Genomic DNA, 16,580 nt, shown 5'->3' on the forward strand with positions numbered 1-16,580 from the left:
GGGCAGGCTCTGGCTATCGGGGTGGGGTGAGCAAACGCCCCGCCCCCCACCCGGCTTTTATCATCCTTGCCGGAGCCTTGCTGGTCGCCGCGATGGCGCTGTTTTCGGCAAGCCAGACCGCGACGGCTTTTTCCGCCCGGCTGGCGCACACGGCGCGCGCGCTGCCCGCACAGCAGGGGCCTGAGCCGGCGGTCGACATCCGCTTCGTCAACGCGCGCGGCTGGCCCACCCGCCATCCGATGCTGAGCCCGCGCCGCGACCTGTCCGAACTCGAACGCGCGAGGATCGCGCAGGCGATTGCGAATATTCCGGGGGTCGGCGGCGTGCACTGGGCAGACGGAACGATGCTGGCCGCAGGCGATGCAGACATCGAATCGCTGCGGTGCGAGAACGAATTGCTCGGCGTGCTCGCCGAACGCACGATCCGCTTCGAGGAATCCTCTGCCGAATTCATCCCGGGCAGCGAGGAAGTGCTCGACGAACTGGCCACCGCGCTGCGCCCCTGCGTCGGTGCGATCGTGGCGATCAGCGGGCATACCGACACCTCGGGTTCGCCGCAGGTCAACCTGGCCCTGTCGCAGGATCGCGCGCAAATGGTGCGGCGCGAACTGGTCGAGCGCGGGATACCTGCGCAGAACCTGCTGGCAAACGGGTTCGGCTCGTCGCGTCCGGTGCGCGGCCTCGATCCGGCGGACCCGGCCAACCGAAGGATCGAGTTCCGGGTCGTTTCGATGGAAACGACCAAGCCGACCCCGATCGACACGCCCGCGGCACGATAGGGGGAGCGAGCATGGCAATATCCATCGAACTGATCGTCCTGTCGCTCGCCGGCTATGTCGTGGGCCTGGGGCTCGGCGCGGCTGCGTGGAACCTTTGGTCTTTGCGCGGGCCGCGCTTTCACGTTAATGCGGCAGAAAGAAAACGCGCAAGAGAATCCAGTAGAGAGGCCTAGCCACCGATGATTGAACTGATCGAAGCCAACTGGCTGTTGATCCTGCTCGCCGTGCTGGTCGGCTTCGTCGTCGCCTGGTTCCTGCTGTCGGGATCGCGCAAGACCAAGATTACCCGCGAGGAATCGAGCGACGAGCCTGCCGGCGCAAAGCGCAACCAGGCCCTGATCGACGCGCCGCCTGCCTCGGCAAAGGAACCTGGTCCTCCGCCGGCACCCAAGGCCGAACCCGCAGCCCCGGCAAAGCCCACCACGACGACACCTCCCGCGCCACCGAAAGACAAGCCTGCAGCCCCGGCCGACAGCCTTGGCGGAGCAGGTGCGGCGGTCGGCACGGCGGCCGCCGAGAAAAGCCCTGCGGCACCGGCCAGCGCTGTCGATGGCGACGATCTGACCAAGCTCAAGGGCGTCGGTCCCAAGCTTGCCCTCCAGCTGAACGAACTCGGTGTGACGTCCTTCGCGCAGATCGCGGCATGGTCCGAAGCCGATATCGACCGGATCGACGACCAGCTGGGCCGCTTTAAGGGCCGGATCCGGCGTGATAACTGGATCGAACAGGCCCGCCTGCTCACCAGCGGAGACACCGCCGCTTACGAGGCGCAATTCGGCAAGTTGTAAGCCTCTGCCGACACGCTGACGGCCTGGTTGGGCGGGGGCGGGAACGTTTCCACCCACCGACCGTTGGATTTTGATTGCGGTCGCAGAGGAGAGCACATGGAACAGCCAGTCATTCTCATCGCGGAAGATGAACACATCGTCGGCCTCGACCTGTCCGACACGATGGTGGAAGCTGGCTACGAGGTCGAAGGCCCTTACGACGATCTCCACTCTGCCATGCTTGCCTTCCAGAAGCGGAGGCCCGATCTCGCGATCCTCGATATCCGCCTGCACGACACGGTCGTCTATCCCTTCGCGGAGAAGCTGATCGCCGAAGACGTGCCGGTAATCTTTCATTCCGGGCACCTGCCGCTGGCCGAAGTGTCCGACAGGTTCCCCGATGCGCTGGCACTGGCGAAGCCTTGCCCACCGGGCGATATCATCACGCATGTGCAGCTGACGCTTAAGCCCGAAGGCGTGCAGGACGACGAAAAAGTCGAAGTCGCAGGCCGGGACATCGAAACCGCCTGACGATGCGCGCGGGAATGTCCGGCGCCCTATCCTATGGCAGGGCTTGCCGGATCATACCCGCATTTGCCATGGGCTGCCGCACAACTAGCAGCGAGCGCCCATCGACATGATCCCCTTCGATCCCACCGACCCTTTTCGCCTCGACGACCAGCTGACCGAGGATGAGCGGATGATCCGCGAGTCCGCGCACGCCTTTGCACAGAGCGAACTTCAGCCGCGCGTGATCGACGCCTTCCGCGACGAAACCAGCGCCCCCGAGCTATTCCCGCTGATGGGCCAGGCCGGGATGCTGGGCGTGACCACGCCCGAGGAATACGGCGGGGTCGGCGCGAGCTACGTCGCCTACGGCCTCGTCGCGCGCGAGATCGAGCGTGTCGATAGCGGATACCGCTCGATGGCGAGCGTCCAATCGAGCCTGGTGATGTACCCGATCACCGCATTCGGCACCGAAGAGCAGAAACAGAAATACCTGCCCGGCCTTGCGAGCGGCGAGCTGATCGGCTGCTTCGGCCTGACCGAACCCGATGCGGGATCGGACCCGGCGGGCATGAAGACCTACGCCAAAAAGGATGGCGACGATTACGTCATCTCGGGCAGCAAGACATGGATTTCCAACTCGCCCTTCGCCGATGTCTTCGTGGTGTGGGCCAAGAGCGAGGAACACGGCGGCGGCATTCGCGGCTTCGTGCTCGAAAAGGGAATGGAAGGGCTTTCCGCACCCAAGATCGAAGGCAAGCTCTCGCTGCGCGCCAGCACCACGGGCATGATCATGATGGACGAGGTGCGGGTGCCCGCATCCGCAATGTTCCCTGAAGTGCAGGGACTCAAGGGCCCGTTCTCCTGCCTCAACCGCGCGCGCTATGGCATTTCTTGGGGCAGCATGGGCGCGGCCGAGTTCTGCATGGCCGCCGCGCGCCAGTACGGGCTCGACCGGCAGCAGTTCGGCGTACCGCTCGCCTCCAAGCAGCTCTATCAGTTGAAACTGGCCGACATGATGACCGAGATCGGGCTGGGGCTTCAGGCGTCCCTGCGCGTCGGTCGGTTGATGGACGAGGGCAACTGGTCGCCCGAAATGATCTCGATCGTGAAGCGCAACAATGTCGGCAAGGCGCTGAATATCGCCCGCGTCGCGCGCGACATGCATGGCGGCAACGGCATAAGCGAGGAATATCAGGTGATCCGCCACATGGTGAACCTGGAGACGGTCAACACCTACGAGGGCACGCATGATGTCCACGCGCTGATCCTGGGCCGCGCGATCACGGGTATTGCGGCGTTCTGAAGTCCGCCTGTCCTACATGCGCCAGCAGTGCGATAGGCGGGGAATGCAGCCCTCCCCGCCCGCACTGACCGAGACCGGCAAAGGTTGGGAACCGGAGACAGGTTTTTCGTCTTAGGACTGTGTGTCAGGTGTGTCAGGGCCGCGAAGCGAACGGCCCGACGCAGGAGAGGATGAGATGAAACTCTACGGCTATTTCCGCAGCTCCACGAGCTACCGGCTGCGGCTCGCGCTGCAATTGAAGGGCCTCGAATACGAGAATTGCCCGGTCAATCTGGTCGAAGGCGAGCAGAAGGGCGAGGCCTTTGCCGGTCGCAACCCGTTTGCCACGGTTCCGATGCTGGAAGTGGACGGCAAGGACCGCGTGCAATCGATGGCGATCATCGAATGGCTCGACGAAGCCTACCCGGAAAAGCCGCTGCTGCCGGCCGATATCGAACAGCGCTACCTCGCGCGCGAACTCGCCTATGCCATCGCGACAGAGCTGCACGCGCCGCTCAACCTGCCGGTGCTGAAGTACCTCAAGAGCGAATACGGGCAGGATCAGGACGGCGTGAACACCTGGTATCGCCACTGGCTCGCACGCACATTGCAGCCGATCGAACGGCGGCTTGCGCAGCTGGGCACGGGCGATTTCCTGTTCGATCAGCCCGGCTTCTTCGAAGTCGTGCTGATGCCGCAGATCTACAATGCGCGCCGCTTCGGCTACGATTTCGCCGATGCCCCGCACACAACCCGGATCGAAGCCGCCTGCCTCGCATTGGATGAAGTGCAAAGGGCGCACCCCGACAACCAGAACGACACCCCCGAAGGAGAGACAGTCCAATGAAACTCGCCACGCTCAATGACGGAACGCGCGACGGCAAGCTGGTGGTCGTCTCGAAAGACATCACCCGCTACTGCGCGGCGGACAATATCGCCGCGACCATGCAGGATGCGCTCGACGACTGGGCCAATATCGCGCCCAAGCTCGACGCGCTCTATCGCGATGTGAACAACGAAGCCGTCCCGTGCGAGCGATTCCATGAGCGCGAGGCGCATTCGCCGCTACCGCGCGCGTACCAGTGGGCCGATGGCAGCGCCTACATCAACCACGTCGAGCTGGTGCGCAAAGCGCGCGGCGCCGAGGTGCCGGAGAGCTTCTACCACGACCCGCTGATGTATCAGGGCGGCAGCGACGACTTCCTGCCCCCGCGCGCCGATATTCCGCTAAAGGACACCAGCTGGGGCTGCGACATGGAAGGCGAGATCGCCTGCATCACCGACGATGTGCCGATGGGCGTGTCTTCGGACGAAGCAGCCGATCACATCAAGCTGCTGATGCTCGTCAACGACGTCTCGCTGCGCGGACTGATCCCGGGGGAGCTCGCCAAGGGCTTCGGCTTCTTCCAGTCCAAGCCCGCAACCGCGTTCAGCCCCGTGTGCGTTACGCCCGACGAACTGGGCGATGCGTGGAAGGACAGCGTGATCCAGCGCCCTCTCATGGTCGACTATAACGGCGAGGCCTTCGGCCGGGCCGATGTCGGCCAGGATGCGACCTTCAGCCTCGCCGATCTGGTCGCCCATGCGGCCAAGACGCGCAATCTGAGTGCGGGCTGCATCATCGGTTCGGGCACGATTTCGAACCAGGGGCCCGATGGCGACCCCGGCAAGCCGGTCAGCGAAGGCGGCAAGGGCTATTCGTGCATCGCGGAAATCCGCATGATCGAAACCATCGCCAGCGGCGAAGCCAAGACGCGCTTCATGCACCCGGGTGACACGGTGAAGATCTGGATGGAAGACGAAAAGGGCCATTCGATCTTCGGCGCGATCGAGCAGAAGGTGGTCGAAGCCTGAGCGATCGGGGGTATTGATGTTCTTCGACGATACAACCTACGATATCATCGCCCGCGGGACGATCCTGACCGCAGTTGCCATCGTCTACGTCATCGCACTGACGCGGATCGTCGGCTTGCGCAGCTTTTCCAAAATGACGAATTTCGACTTCGTCATCACTGTCGCCAGTGGCACCGTGCTGGCCGGGATGGGCCGCGCAACTGACTGGCAGGGATTCGGTCAGGCAGCGGTGGTGATGTTCGCGCTGTTTGCGGTGCAACTCGTGCTCGCGAAGATCCGCAAGACATCCGACGGATTCGAGAAGACTATCCAGAACGAGCCGGTGTTGCTGATGATAGACGGACGGTTCTGCCAGAAGGCGATGGACGAAACCCGCGTCGCCCGGTCGGACATCATCGCCAAGCTGCGCGAATCGAACACGATGAACTTCGACGAAGTGCGCGCGGTGGTGCTGGAGACCACCGGCGACATCTCGGTAATGCACGGTGAGAGCCTCGACCCTACGATCCTTGAAGGCGTGCGCGATCTGCGCGAGCCCGAAAGCGCCTAGAACCCGTAGCGCAGCCCCGCCCACAGAGTGCGCGGCGCGCCGAGGTCCAGATCGCCGCCGTCGTTGCGGGTCACGATGGCCTCGTCGAACAGGTTCTCCGCGCGCAGGATCAGATCGAGCTGTCCTGCCAGCGGCACCTGCGCGTAGGCGCCCAGCGTGGTGAAGGCGGGCAGCACATCGGTTTCCAGATCATCCTCGAATTGATCGCCGACATGGCGAAGGCTGAGTGAGACGATGGCGTTTTCGGCAGGTGCATAGGCAAGGCTCGCCGCCGCCATCCAGCGTGGGCTTTGCGGCGGTCGATTGCCGTCGAGCACCAGCGAAGCCCCTTCGCCCACGACGCTTGGATCGGAGTAGGAGAGGCTGCCATCGAAACTGATGGGGCCGCGTTGCACCTGCACCCCAGCCTCGATCCCGCGCGTCTCGATGGCGGGTAGGTTCCGCCGCTGGCGCAGGTTCGGGCCGAGCGTGACGTTGGCGATCGCGTTCTCCAGCCGGTTGTCGAACGCGGTAAGCGAGAACGCCATGCCGTCGACCGGTCGCCAGTCGAGCCCCGCCTCGAACCCGCGCAACCGCTCGTTGGCGAGGTCGGCATTCGCCTCGGTCACCACGGGGAAGACCACGAAGGGTCGATAGAGCTCGTTCAGCGTTGGCAGCCGGAGCCCGCTATACGCCGCCGCCCGCAAATCGAGCGAGGGCGCCACGCGAAGCAGCGCACCGCCGCGCCAGGTCAGCGTCCAGTCGCTGCGGTCGGCGAAGGCGTCGTCAATCGTCACCGCGCCGCCCGGCGTCGTCTCGCGGTAGAAGCCATCCGCGATCACTGTCCGGTCGGCGCGGAGCCCTCCCGTGAGCACGAGCTGTCCAACTTCCCAGTCGTCCTCTACAAAGAACCCAAGGTCGCTGGTGACACCGCCCGCGCGCCGCCGCGCAGTGATCTGCCCGGTAAAGGCGCTGATCGGGTTTTCCTGCAACTCTCCCGACGCGCGCCGGTAGTCCACCCCGACGCGCAAGACATGCGCCCCGCCCACCGGCGGGCGCACCTCGATCTTGCCGCCAAGCCCGGTCGAGGGCGTGCTGCGCTGGTCGAGCACAGGCACGAACCGGCTCGAACTGACGACGCGGTTGGAGAAGTTGCGTGCCTGCACATAGCCCAGCGCATCGACCTGCCAGCGCCCGCGCCCCACGATCCGCACGCTCGCGTCCTGCCCGCTCGCCGAACTGTCCGCGCCAGCAAACCGAAGCGTGCGCGCATCGTCGAATGCCGCCACCCTCGCCTGCACTTCGAGATCGGGGGAAAGCGGCACCACGGCACGGACCTGACCTGCAACGCTGTCGAACTTCGCCGGGACGCTCGCCGCAACGCGCTGGCTCTCCGGCGTGGTGTAGAACCCCGGTCCCCGATCCCACCGGATCGCACCGGTCGCATACCCCGAGCCGAGAGCCTGCGAGAAGGAACCCGCTGCCTCGGTCCCGCCGCGATCGTTCACCAGCGCGCTCAAGCCCAGCGGCGCCTGCCGCTCGGGTGCCTCGCTCTCGATCGCGATGGTGCCCGCAAGCGCTCCCGCTCCGAACGGTCCGGACCCACCGCCGCGCGTTACCGCGATCCGCCCGATCTGCTCGGGCAGCAAAGCTGCGAAGGGCACATAGCCGAAGAAGGGATCGGCCACCGGCACCCCGTCGAGCGTGACAGCTGCGCGGCTCGTGGCGTTGCCGCCGAGCGCTCGGAGTGTCACGCCCTGCGCCGTGGGATTGGACGAGCGACTGTCGGAGCGGCGGAACTCCTGGAACCCCGCGACGCTGCCCAGCGCTTCCTCGATCCGGCCCGAAGGAACGGTCTGCAACGTCTCGCGCTCGATCACGACCGTGCCGTAGGCCGGGCTCGCGGGGGTATCGGGCAGGCCCCTGCCGGTCACCACGATGACGGTGGGCTCACGCTCCTCCTCGCCATCCTGGGCGATAGCCGGGACTGCCAAACCAAGCAGCGGTGTGGTAGCGATGACGAGAGAAGCGCGGAGCATGTGCGCGGCCCTAGCTGCGATTACCGTTCACGTCAGCACCCTCTCGTCAAGCGCACGCCCATAGGATAGGTTGCGAAACAGAACGTAAGTTTGGACCGGGGATTGGACAGTTTGTGATGGATACGAGCAAGAGCGATTTCGATGTGCTGATCGTCGGTGCGGGCATTTCCGGCATCGGAATGGCCGCCCACCTCGAAGAGCACTGCCGGGGCAAGAGCTACGCAATCCTCGAGCGGCGCGAGAATCTGGGCGGGACGTGGGATCTGTTCCGCTATCCCGGCGTGCGATCGGACAGCGACATGCACACGCTCGGCTTCATCTTCGAACCGTGGAAGCACGAGAAGAGCATCGCCGATGGGTCCGCGATCCTCGAATACCTCAACCGCATCGTCGACGAGCGGGGCATCCGCGAAAACATCCGCTTTGGAATGCGAGTCGAAACCGCGGATTTCGACAGCAAGAGGGCGCGCTGGATCGTCAGCGTCGTTACGCCGGAAGGGGAGCGCAAGCGGCTGACCGCCAACTGGCTGTATCTGGGATCGGGCTATTACGACTACGACGAACCCTATGATCCCGGCTTCGAACTCGGCGAGTTCGCGGGCGACGTGGTGCACCCGCAATTCTGGCCCGAAGACCTCTCTTACGAAGGCAAGAACGTGGTGGTGATCGGATCGGGTGCCACTGCCGTCACCATCGTGCCGTCGATGGCGAAGCGCGCGGCGAAGGTGACCATGCTGCAACGCACGCCGACATGGATGTTCAGCCGCCCTGCGCGCGACGGCATGGCCAACTTCCTGCGCAAGGTCCTGCCCGAAGAGACCGCGTACAAGATCACCCGGTGGAAAAACGTGGTGATGCAGGACATCGGCTTTAAGCGCGCGCAGAGCAAGCCGGAGAAGGTGAAGGAGTTCCTGACCAAGAAGATGCAGGGGCACCTTGGCGACAAGTACGACGCCACCGCCTTCACCCCGCCCTACGACCCATGGGATCAGCGGCTGTGCCTGGTACCGGACGCCGATCTCTTCGAAGCGATCAAGGATGGCAAGGCAGAGGTGGTCACGGGCCGCATCGCGCGCTTCGGCAAAGACAGCGTCGCGTTGGAGGATGGGCGCGAAATCCCCGCCGATATCATCGTCACCGCGACCGGCCTGAAGCTGGCCATCGCGGGCAAGATCGCGGTTTCGGTCGACGGCACTCCGGTCGATTTCGCCCAGCGCTTCTACTACAAGGGCTGCATGTTCTCGAACCTGCCGAACCTTGCGGTGGTGTTCGGCTACCTCAATGCCAGCTGGACCTTGCGCGCCGACCTCAACGCCGCCTACGTGTGCGACGTGCTTAACATGATGGACGAAAAAGGCGCGGACATCGCAGTGCCCGCACTTACCGAGGCAGAGGCCGCCGCGCTGGAGGAAGACGACATCTTCGATTTCTCCTCGGGCTATATCCAGCGTTCGAAGGCGATCATGCCGAAAAATGCGGTGGGCTTCCCCTGGCGGCTCAACCAGGATTACCGGGTCGATCGCAAGCAGATGAAGAGCGATCCGATCGACGACGGCATTCTCCACTTCAAGGCGCTGCCGCACGCCCCCGCAGACGAAGCCGCGCCCGCGCGCTCCGGCTCCACCCAAAGCACGATCTAGAGGCCTATGAGCGAACGTATCTGGACTGCCGGGCTCGTCGTTATCGGCGACGAGATCCTGTCGGGCCGCACGCATGACAAGAACATCGCACAGGTGGCCGAATGGCTGCAGGTGCAGGGCATCCGGCTGGACGAGGTGCGGGTCGTTCCCGATATCGAGGAGCGCATTGTTGAGGCGGTCAACGCCCTTCGCGTGCGCAATGACTACCTGTTCACCACCGGCGGAATCGGCCCGACCCACGACGATATCACGGTCGACGCGGTGGCCGCTGCGCTGGGACTGGGCGTGGTGGTCCACCCCGAAGCGCGCGCTACGCTCGAACGCTATTATGCCGACAAGCCGGGGGGCCTGACCGAAGACCGGCTGCGCATGGCGCGGGTGCCCAAAGGGGCAGAGCTTATCCCCAACCGCATGTCGGGCGCGCCGGGGATCAAGATCGGTAACATCCACCTGATGGCAGGCGTCCCGCACATCACCGCAGGGATGCTCGATGCCCTGACCGGCACGCTGGAGGGCGGCGCCCCGCTCATGGCCGAAACGATCGGCTGCTGGACGGCGGAGAGCGAGGTCGCGGGGCTGCTGCGCGAGGTCGTGAAACAGCACGATCAATGCCAGATCGGCAGCTATCCGTTCTTTCGCGAAGGCAAGGTCGGAGCGAATTTCGTGGTCCGCTCTACCGATGCGGATGCACTGGCGGCCTGCACGAAATCGCTTTGCGATGCGCTGACCGAAGCGGGCTACCAGCCGGTGGCAGGGGGCATCTGAGGACCCTCGCGCGCGGATCGGAACGCGGTCTTAACCCGTTGCAGTTAAGCCACGTTCGTCATGACGAGCGTCTATCTCACCATCGATACCGAGTATTCGGCCGCGCTGGCGAACGGGCCGTGCCGGGTGGATCGGGCTGAGAACTTCGCGCGGTCGATCGCTTGCATTACGCCCGACGGGCCGGCGGGGATCACGCACAAGCTCGACCTGCTGGAGCGTTACGGCCACCGCGGCGTGTTCTTCGTCGATCCGATGCCCGCACTTCTGTGGGGCGTCGCCGCGATCGAGGATGTCGTCGCACCCATTCTCGAAGCAGGGCAGGATATCCAGCTCCACTGCCACACCGAATGGCTCGATCTGGCGCTGCCGGACAGCCCGCTCAAAGGGCTCAGGGGGGGCAATATCAAGGACTTCACGTTCGAGGATCAATGCCGGGTCCTGGAATGGTGCCGCGATACGCTGGTCGCAGCAGGCGCGCCGGCGCCGGTTGCCTTCCGCGCGGGCAATTACGGTGCGAACCGCGACACGCTGCGCGCGCTTCGCGAACTCGGCCTCAACTACGACAGCAGCCATACGCCCGGGATCCCCGATGGTCATTGCGACCTCGAGCTGAGCGAGACCGATACCCAGCCGCTGCTGTATGACGGGATGATCGAGGTGCCGGTATCGTGCGTGGGCGATATCGGCGGACGATTGCGCCACGCGCAGGTCACCGCACTCTCGCTCAAGGAAATGCGGGCCGGGCTGCTGCACGCGCGTGACGGCCGTATGGCCAGCTTCACGCTGGTCAGCCACAGCTTCGAGCTGATCAACCGTCGTAGCCTCGCGATAAACAAGCTGGTCCGCAACCGGTTCGAAGGATTGTGCAGGCTGCTTCAGAAAACGCCGGGCATCTGGACCGGTGACTATACGCACAGTCCGCCTGTTAAGGTGTTCCGTCGATCCGAGATGCCCCGCCCCGTCCCGGCGAACACGCTGACGGTGGGGATGCGGTACGCCGAACAGGCTGTTTCCAATTCGCTCTACGGCGCGATCTGATGAGTGTGGAAGATACGCAAGTCGCCTTCACGATCGGCGCGCGTCGACTGTTCGCGGTAAAGCGCCATGTGGCTACGATGGCCTTCACGCTCGAGGATGCACTTTCCGAAACGCTGCCCGCAAGTCTCGAACCGGTCCCGGCGGCGGACGGCGTACGCGTGCTGTCGGCTCCGCATTCGATAGCGGACGAGATTGTTCTTGCCCTTCCAGACCATGTTGCCGGCGCGCGGGAGGACTATCGCCGCCATTTCATCGCGATGGACGGAAACTTCGAGGATTACCTCGCGCGTTTTTCCAGCAAGACGCGCAGCACCCTGCGGCGCAAGGCAAAGAAGTTCGCAGCCGCTGGCGGAGGGGCGCTGGACGTGCGGACGTATCGCACCCGCGACGAGGTGGAGCGCTTCCTAGACCTCGCGTTGCCGCTATCCGCCAAGACCTATCAGTCGCGGCTGCTCGATGCGGGGTTGCCCGATAGTGACGCTGCCCGCGAAGCGATGCTGGCACGCGCCGGGCGCGGAGACATGCGCTGCTTCCTGCTGTTCCTTGGCGGAGAGCCGGTCGCGTACCTCTCGCTGCCGGTGCAGGGGCAAACTCTGGTCTATGCCCACCTCGGCTACGATCCCGCGCATGCGGCGCTGTCGCCCGGCACCGTGCTCCAGATGGAAGCGCTGCGGATGCTGTTTGGCGAGGAGCGCTTCCGCTTCTTCGATTTCACCGAGGGCGAAGGCGCGCACAAGGCGCTGTTCGGCACCCATAGCGTCGCGTGCTGTTCCTTCCTGCTGCTGCGCCGTACGCTGGCGAACCGTGCGCTGCTCGGCGCGCGGCGCGGGTTCGATGCGGGCGTGGCGCTGGCGAAATCCTTCAGCCAGCAAAGCGGCTCGCTCGCTTCGGCGCGACGGTTGTTGCGGGCATAGAAAAAGGGCCGGAGGATCGCTCCCCCGGCCCTCTTCAAAACTGCTGCCAGGCGGAATTTACGCGCCTTCGACCTCGGTCAGGTCGAGCTTCAGGCCCGGGCCCATCGACGAGGTCAGCGTGACCTTGCGCAGGTACTTGCCCTTCGCGCCCGACGGCTTGGCCTTGACGATCGCGTCGGTGAAGGCCTTGAAGTTGGTCTTCAGGTCTTCGTCCTTGAACGACAGCTTGCCGATGCCCGAGTGGATGATGCCCTGCTTTTCCACGCGGAATTCGACCTGGCCGCCCTTGGCGTCCTTCACGGCCTGTTCCACGTTCGGGGTCACGGTGCCCAGCTTGGGATTCGGCATCAGGCCCTTGGGGCCCAGCACCTTACCGAGGCGACCGACGACACCCATCATGTCCGGCGTTGCGATCACGCGGTCGTAATCGAGATTGCCGTTCTGCATGTCTTCCATCAGGTCTTCGGCACCGACCTTGTCGGCACCGGCGGCCAGCGCCTTGTCGGCATTGTCGCCCTTGGCGAACACCGCGACGCGCACGTCCTTGCCCGTGCCCGAGGGCAGCGAGACCATGCCGCGCACCATCTGGTCGGCGTGGCGCGGATCGACGCCGAGGTTCATCGCGACTTCGACGGTCTCGTCGAACTTCGCCTTGTGCTCGCGCAGCGTGCTCAGCGCTTCGTCGAAGGTGTACAGCTTTTCAGCGTCGAGCTTCTCGGTCAGCGTCTTCTGCTTCTTGGTCAAAGTAGCCATCGGTTAGCCCTCCACCACTTCGATGCCCATCGAACGGGCGGAACCGGCGATGATCTTGACCGCCTGGTCGATGTCGTTGGCGTTCAGATCCTTCATCTTGGTTTCGGCGATCTCGGCCAGCTGGCTGGTCTTGATCGAGCCGATGATGTTCTTGCCCGGCTCTTTCGAACCCGACTTGATCTTCATCGCCTTCTTGATGAGGAAGCTAGCGGGCGGGCTCTTGGTGACGAAGGTGAAGCTGCGATCCGCATAGACCGTGATCTTCGTCGGGATCGGGGCGCCCTTTTCAAGGTCCTGCGTCGCGGCGTTGAACGCCTTGCAGAATTCCATGATGTTCACGCCGCGCTGACCCAGCGCAGGGCCGATCGGCGGCGAGGGGTTGGCGGTGCCGGCGGGCACCTGAAGGTTGATGTAACCTTCGATCTTCTTGGCCATGAGAGGCCTCCTTTTCTCACTGTCGCGTAGCGCTTTCGCGTCACGCTCATGGTAAGCGGTTTGGCGGGGTACCGAGGCACCCCTTCCGCATGGGATTCCCGAACTGTCGTATGGGAAGGCGCGCAGATAGCGATTTTTCCGCCATTTGCAAGCGATTCCCGGCCTGTCGGGTGGTGACCACGAGAGGCCGAGCCCCGGTGACAGGGCGACACGTGTCACCCATGTGTCACCCTCGGCAGCCGGGGGTCAACGCGTTGTAATGTCCGCAATTTTCCTCCGTCGACAGGGCCCGGGGTGACACATTGCGGTTTTCCGGCCGTTTTTCCTGTTTCCACGCGAACAGGAGCAGCCCGCACGACGTATCGCAAATCGAAACAATGTAGGAAAACGGTGTCCGTACCATGGGCCGCGTGGCGGCGGTTGGATCGGCGTCTGCGAGGCTTCGCCAGTAACGGCTTGCACGCAAATTGCCCCGCCCCGTCCCGTTACGGATCGCTGCGCCCGACAACCGGTTGCGAAAGCCCGCATGATCAGGCACTTGTCGAGCCAGATGAAGCAGCGCTCCCTTGCACGAAACCGCTGGCGCCGTTTGGGCTGGCTGCGATTCCTGCTGCAACTGGGCAGCGTCGCCCTCGTCTATTCGCTCGCAGGCATCCCGCCGGTTTTGCTGTTCGGTCCGACGAACACCGGCATGCTCGTGTCCGCAGTCGCCGGGATGCTCGCCGCGCTGGTGGTTGCCCGGTTCTGGCTTGCATCGGACAATGCGCTCCACTTCGCATGGAATATCCGCCCGCCGGTCAACATGCGGCGCACGCTCGCGCTCGCCGCGCTGGGCACCGGGGGCGTGATCGCGCTGTTCGCGATCGGGCACATCGTGGTGGAGGCGCTGGGCCTGCCCAAGGTCGATGTCAGGCTCGTCACCGAACTGGCGACCGCGAGCCCTGTGTCCTTCATGCTGTGGATCGTGCTCGTCGCATGGCTCACTGCGGGTCTGGGCGAAGAGCTGCTGTTTCGCGGCTTCCTGCTCGATCGGTTGATGCGGCTGCGCGGGATGCGCGGGCGCAAATGGCCCGCTGCGATCATCCAGGCGGCGATTTTCGGCCTGCCGCATCTCTACCAGGGATGGGGCGGCGTACTGGTGACCGCCAGCGTCGGCCTGTTCCTCGCATGGCTGCGCTTCGCCAATCGGGGCAACCTGTGGGCGTGCATCCTCGCACACGCAGCGGTCGACACGATCATGCTGACCCTCGCCTATAGCGAAAGCCTCGGCTGGCTCACCTAGACAGGCGGCTCGCCCGATCGCGCCCGCTCTACCTCATGGGGCGGCAGCTTCATGCCCTTGGTGCGGCTCGTCAGATGAAACTGTCGGCACAATTCGCATTTGTAGGCGCGCAGCCTGAACGGTGCATCGCGAGCGGCGAGTTCGGCTGCCTCGCGGCTCGCGTAGCGCTTCTTGCGATTGCAGATGCCGGGTCGTGTTCGCATGCGGGTGACGCCTATAGTGCCATCCGCCGGATCGCCCCACCCTGATCGTCGCAAACAGGATCGCTGCCTGCGGGTAGCGTGGCACTTTCCCCCGATTGACCTGCGTGTTAGCGCAACCATGCTGCGGCGGGGAGAGCGCGAAGCGATGAGAATCTGGCACTTGATGACGTTTGCGCTCGCCACACTGGCCGCTGCGAGTGTCGCGACCGCTCAGGCATTGCCGCGCTTCGAGGAAGGCGCGCTGCGCCCCTCTTTGGTGGTCGATGGCGAACCCTTCGTGATGCTCGGCGCGCAGCCCAATAATTCGTCCAACTATCCCGCCGTGCTCGAAGAGGTCTGGCCGGTGGTCGAGCAGCTCGGCGCCAACACGCTGCTGATGCCGGTCGCGTGGGAGCAGGTCGAGCCTGGCGAGGGGCGTTTCGACTTCTCCTTCGTCGACACGCTGCTCGATCAGGCGCGGGCGCGCGAGATGCGGCTGGTGCTGCTGTGGTACGGGACGTGGAAGAACACCGGCCCGTCCTACGTGCCCGCATGGGTCAAGCGCGATACGCGGCGCTTTGCCCGGATGCGCAAGGCGGACGGCTCGACGCATAGCGTCTTCAGTCCGCATGGTGCGGCGACGATGCAGGCCGATGCGCGTGCCTTCGCCGCACTGATGCGCCATCTCGCGCAGGTCGATCCACAGCACACGGTGGTGATGATGCAGGTCGAGAACGAGAGCGGCAGCTGGGGGCTCGATCGCGACCGCGCGCCCGAGGCGGAGGCGCTGTTCGCGGGGCCGATCCCGCACGAGCTGGCCGACGGGCTCGGGATCGAACGGCAAAGCTGGAGCGAGGCTTTCGGTCCGCGCGCGGCGCAGTTCTTCAACAGCTGGTACGTCGCGCGCTATATCGACAGCGTCGCGGCGGCGGGGCAGGCCGAGCTGAACCTGCCGATGTACGTCAACGCAGCGTTGGGCAATGCCTTCACCGACGAGGGTGGCGACGTCGGGCCTTCGGGTGGACCGAACTGGAACGCGCTGCCGATCTGGCGGATTGCAGCGCCGCACATCTCCGCCTTCGCGCCCGATATCTATGCGCGCGATCCCAAGGCGGTGGAGACCTATCTCGATCGCTACGCCGCGTCGGGTCCGCTGATGGTGCCCGAGATCGGTAATGCGGCCGAGTACGCCCGCTTCATCTGGCCCGCGATGGGGCGCGGGGCGGTGATGTTCTCGCCCTTCGGGATCGATGGCACCGGCTATTCGAACTACCCCCTGGGCGCGAATGAACTGGACGCGGACACGCTCGAAGCCTTTGCCGCGCCCTATCGGCTGTTTGCGCAGATGCCGCGCGAATGGGCGCGGATCGCGCGCGACAAGCCGCTATGGGGTGCGGCGAAGGGCGATGACGGGGCCGACCAGTCGCGCATAATGGGCCGGTGGCAGCTGACCGCGCAATATGGCCGCTGGGCGTTCGGGGAGGACGACTGGACCTGGATCGCGCGCGATCCGCATCCGCTGGCCGATGTGGCGACCGGCGGGCTCGTCGTGGCGCAACTGGCCGACGACGTGTTTCTGGTCGGCGGGCAGAACGTGAAGCTGCGGATCGCTCTCGCCCAGCCCGGCGCAGGCCAGCAGGGCGAGATCATCGAGGCGCAGGAAGGCCGCTTCGTCGATGGCGAATGGCAGATGCGCCGCCGCTGGAACGGCGACCAGATCGACTACGGATTCAATTTCGGCACCGAGCCGGTGTGGCTGCGGATCGAGATGGGCGTGCTCGAATAGCGGGAGGGGCCGCGTGGCCCCTGCC

17 protein-coding genes are annotated in these 16,580 nt (G+C 64.8%); 13 read left to right on the forward strand and 4 right to left on the reverse strand.

The annotated features are described in order from the left end of the window. Positions 1-26 precede the first annotated feature (26 nt). From AAG591_RS13800 to AAG591_RS13830, 7 genes are all read left to right on the forward strand, one after another. Positions 27-779 (forward strand): OmpA family protein, encoded by a 753-nt coding sequence (locus AAG591_RS13800; protein WP_342531991.1) that lies wholly within the window; start codon positions 27-29, stop codon positions 777-779. A 179-nt stretch (positions 780-958) separates the two neighbouring features. Beyond that, positions 959-1,567, forward strand: coding sequence for a helix-hairpin-helix domain-containing protein (locus AAG591_RS13805; protein WP_342531994.1), 609 nt, complete (start codon positions 959-961; stop codon positions 1,565-1,567). Between the two features lie 96 nt (positions 1,568-1,663). Further along, complete coding sequence (locus AAG591_RS13810; RefSeq protein WP_342531996.1) at positions 1,664-2,077, forward strand: response regulator; 414 nt, start codon at positions 1,664-1,666, stop codon at positions 2,075-2,077. Positions 2,078-2,183: 106 nt separating this feature from the next. Then, a complete protein-coding gene (locus AAG591_RS13815) occupies positions 2,184-3,359 on the forward strand; it encodes an acyl-CoA dehydrogenase (RefSeq protein WP_342531998.1) in 1,176 nt (391 codons plus the stop codon). 175 nt (positions 3,360-3,534) lie between these two features. Beyond that, a complete protein-coding gene (maiA, locus tag AAG591_RS13820) occupies positions 3,535-4,185 on the forward strand; it encodes a maleylacetoacetate isomerase (RefSeq protein ID WP_342531999.1) in 651 nt (216 codons plus the stop codon). Continuing rightward, on the forward strand, positions 4,182-5,192 hold the full coding sequence (locus tag AAG591_RS13825) for a fumarylacetoacetate hydrolase family protein (RefSeq protein WP_342532000.1): 1,011 nt from the start codon (positions 4,182-4,184) through the stop codon (positions 5,190-5,192). The genes maiA and AAG591_RS13825 overlap by 4 nt, the downstream gene beginning before the upstream one ends. Before the next feature lie 16 nt (positions 5,193-5,208). Continuing rightward, a complete protein-coding gene (locus tag AAG591_RS13830) occupies positions 5,209-5,742 on the forward strand; it encodes a DUF421 domain-containing protein (protein ID WP_342532001.1) in 534 nt (177 codons plus the stop codon). On the opposite strand, the gene AAG591_RS13835 is transcribed toward AAG591_RS13830, so the two are convergent. Next, positions 5,739-7,760, reverse strand: coding sequence for a TonB-dependent receptor (locus AAG591_RS13835; RefSeq protein WP_342532002.1), 2,022 nt, complete (start codon positions 7,758-7,760; stop codon positions 5,739-5,741). The genes AAG591_RS13830 and AAG591_RS13835 overlap by 4 nt on opposite strands. A 116-nt stretch (positions 7,761-7,876) precedes the next feature. Between AAG591_RS13835 and AAG591_RS13840 the strand changes: the two genes are divergently transcribed. Genes AAG591_RS13840 through AAG591_RS13855 form a run of 4 tightly spaced genes read left to right on the forward strand, consistent with a single transcriptional unit; the run spans position 7,877 to position 12,117 of the window. Continuing rightward, positions 7,877-9,400: a flavin-containing monooxygenase gene (locus tag AAG591_RS13840; RefSeq protein ID WP_342532004.1), complete on the forward strand. Its 1,524-nt coding sequence runs from the start codon at positions 7,877-7,879 to the stop codon at positions 9,398-9,400. A 6-nt stretch (positions 9,401-9,406) separates the two neighbouring features. Continuing rightward, positions 9,407-10,165: a competence/damage-inducible protein A gene (locus AAG591_RS13845; RefSeq protein WP_342532005.1), complete on the forward strand. Its 759-nt coding sequence runs from the start codon at positions 9,407-9,409 to the stop codon at positions 10,163-10,165. 60 nt (positions 10,166-10,225) lie between these two features. Continuing rightward, on the forward strand, positions 10,226-11,203 hold the full coding sequence (locus AAG591_RS13850; protein ID WP_342532007.1) for a polysaccharide deacetylase family protein: 978 nt from the start codon (positions 10,226-10,228) through the stop codon (positions 11,201-11,203). Continuing rightward, positions 11,203-12,117, forward strand: coding sequence for a GNAT family N-acetyltransferase (locus AAG591_RS13855; RefSeq protein WP_342532009.1), 915 nt, complete (start codon positions 11,203-11,205; stop codon positions 12,115-12,117). The genes AAG591_RS13850 and AAG591_RS13855 overlap by 1 nt, the downstream gene beginning before the upstream one ends. Before the next feature lie 57 nt (positions 12,118-12,174). On the opposite strand, the gene rplA is transcribed toward AAG591_RS13855, so the two are convergent. Further along, positions 12,175-12,870 (reverse strand): 50S ribosomal protein L1, encoded by a 696-nt coding sequence (gene rplA / locus AAG591_RS13860; RefSeq protein ID WP_342532010.1) that lies wholly within the window; start codon positions 12,868-12,870, stop codon positions 12,175-12,177. 3 nt (positions 12,871-12,873) lie between these two features. Further along, positions 12,874-13,305, reverse strand: coding sequence for a 50S ribosomal protein L11 (gene rplK / locus AAG591_RS13865; protein ID WP_010234086.1), 432 nt, complete (start codon positions 13,303-13,305; stop codon positions 12,874-12,876). A 550-nt stretch (positions 13,306-13,855) separates the two neighbouring features. Here rplK and AAG591_RS13870 point away from each other — a divergent pair. Beyond that, complete coding sequence (locus tag AAG591_RS13870; RefSeq protein WP_342532011.1) at positions 13,856-14,587, forward strand: CPBP family intramembrane glutamic endopeptidase; 732 nt, start codon at positions 13,856-13,858, stop codon at positions 14,585-14,587. Here the strand turns inward: AAG591_RS13870 and AAG591_RS13875 are convergent. Further along, positions 14,584-14,790 carry a hypothetical protein gene (locus tag AAG591_RS13875; RefSeq protein ID WP_342532012.1) on the reverse strand — a complete coding sequence of 69 codons (207 nt, stop codon included), beginning with the start codon at positions 14,788-14,790 and terminating at the stop codon, positions 14,584-14,586. The genes AAG591_RS13870 and AAG591_RS13875 overlap by 4 nt on opposite strands. Before the next feature lie 145 nt (positions 14,791-14,935). Between AAG591_RS13875 and AAG591_RS13880 the strand changes: the two genes are divergently transcribed. Next, entirely contained in the window at positions 14,936-16,555 is a 1,620-nt protein-coding gene (locus tag AAG591_RS13880) for a DUF5597 domain-containing protein (protein WP_342532013.1), read from the forward strand. Positions 16,556-16,580 lie beyond the last annotated feature (25 nt).

This window comes from Citromicrobium bathyomarinum, assembly GCF_038594485.1.
Lineage (GTDB): Bacteria > Pseudomonadota > Alphaproteobacteria > Sphingomonadales > Sphingomonadaceae > Alteriqipengyuania > Alteriqipengyuania bathyomarina_A.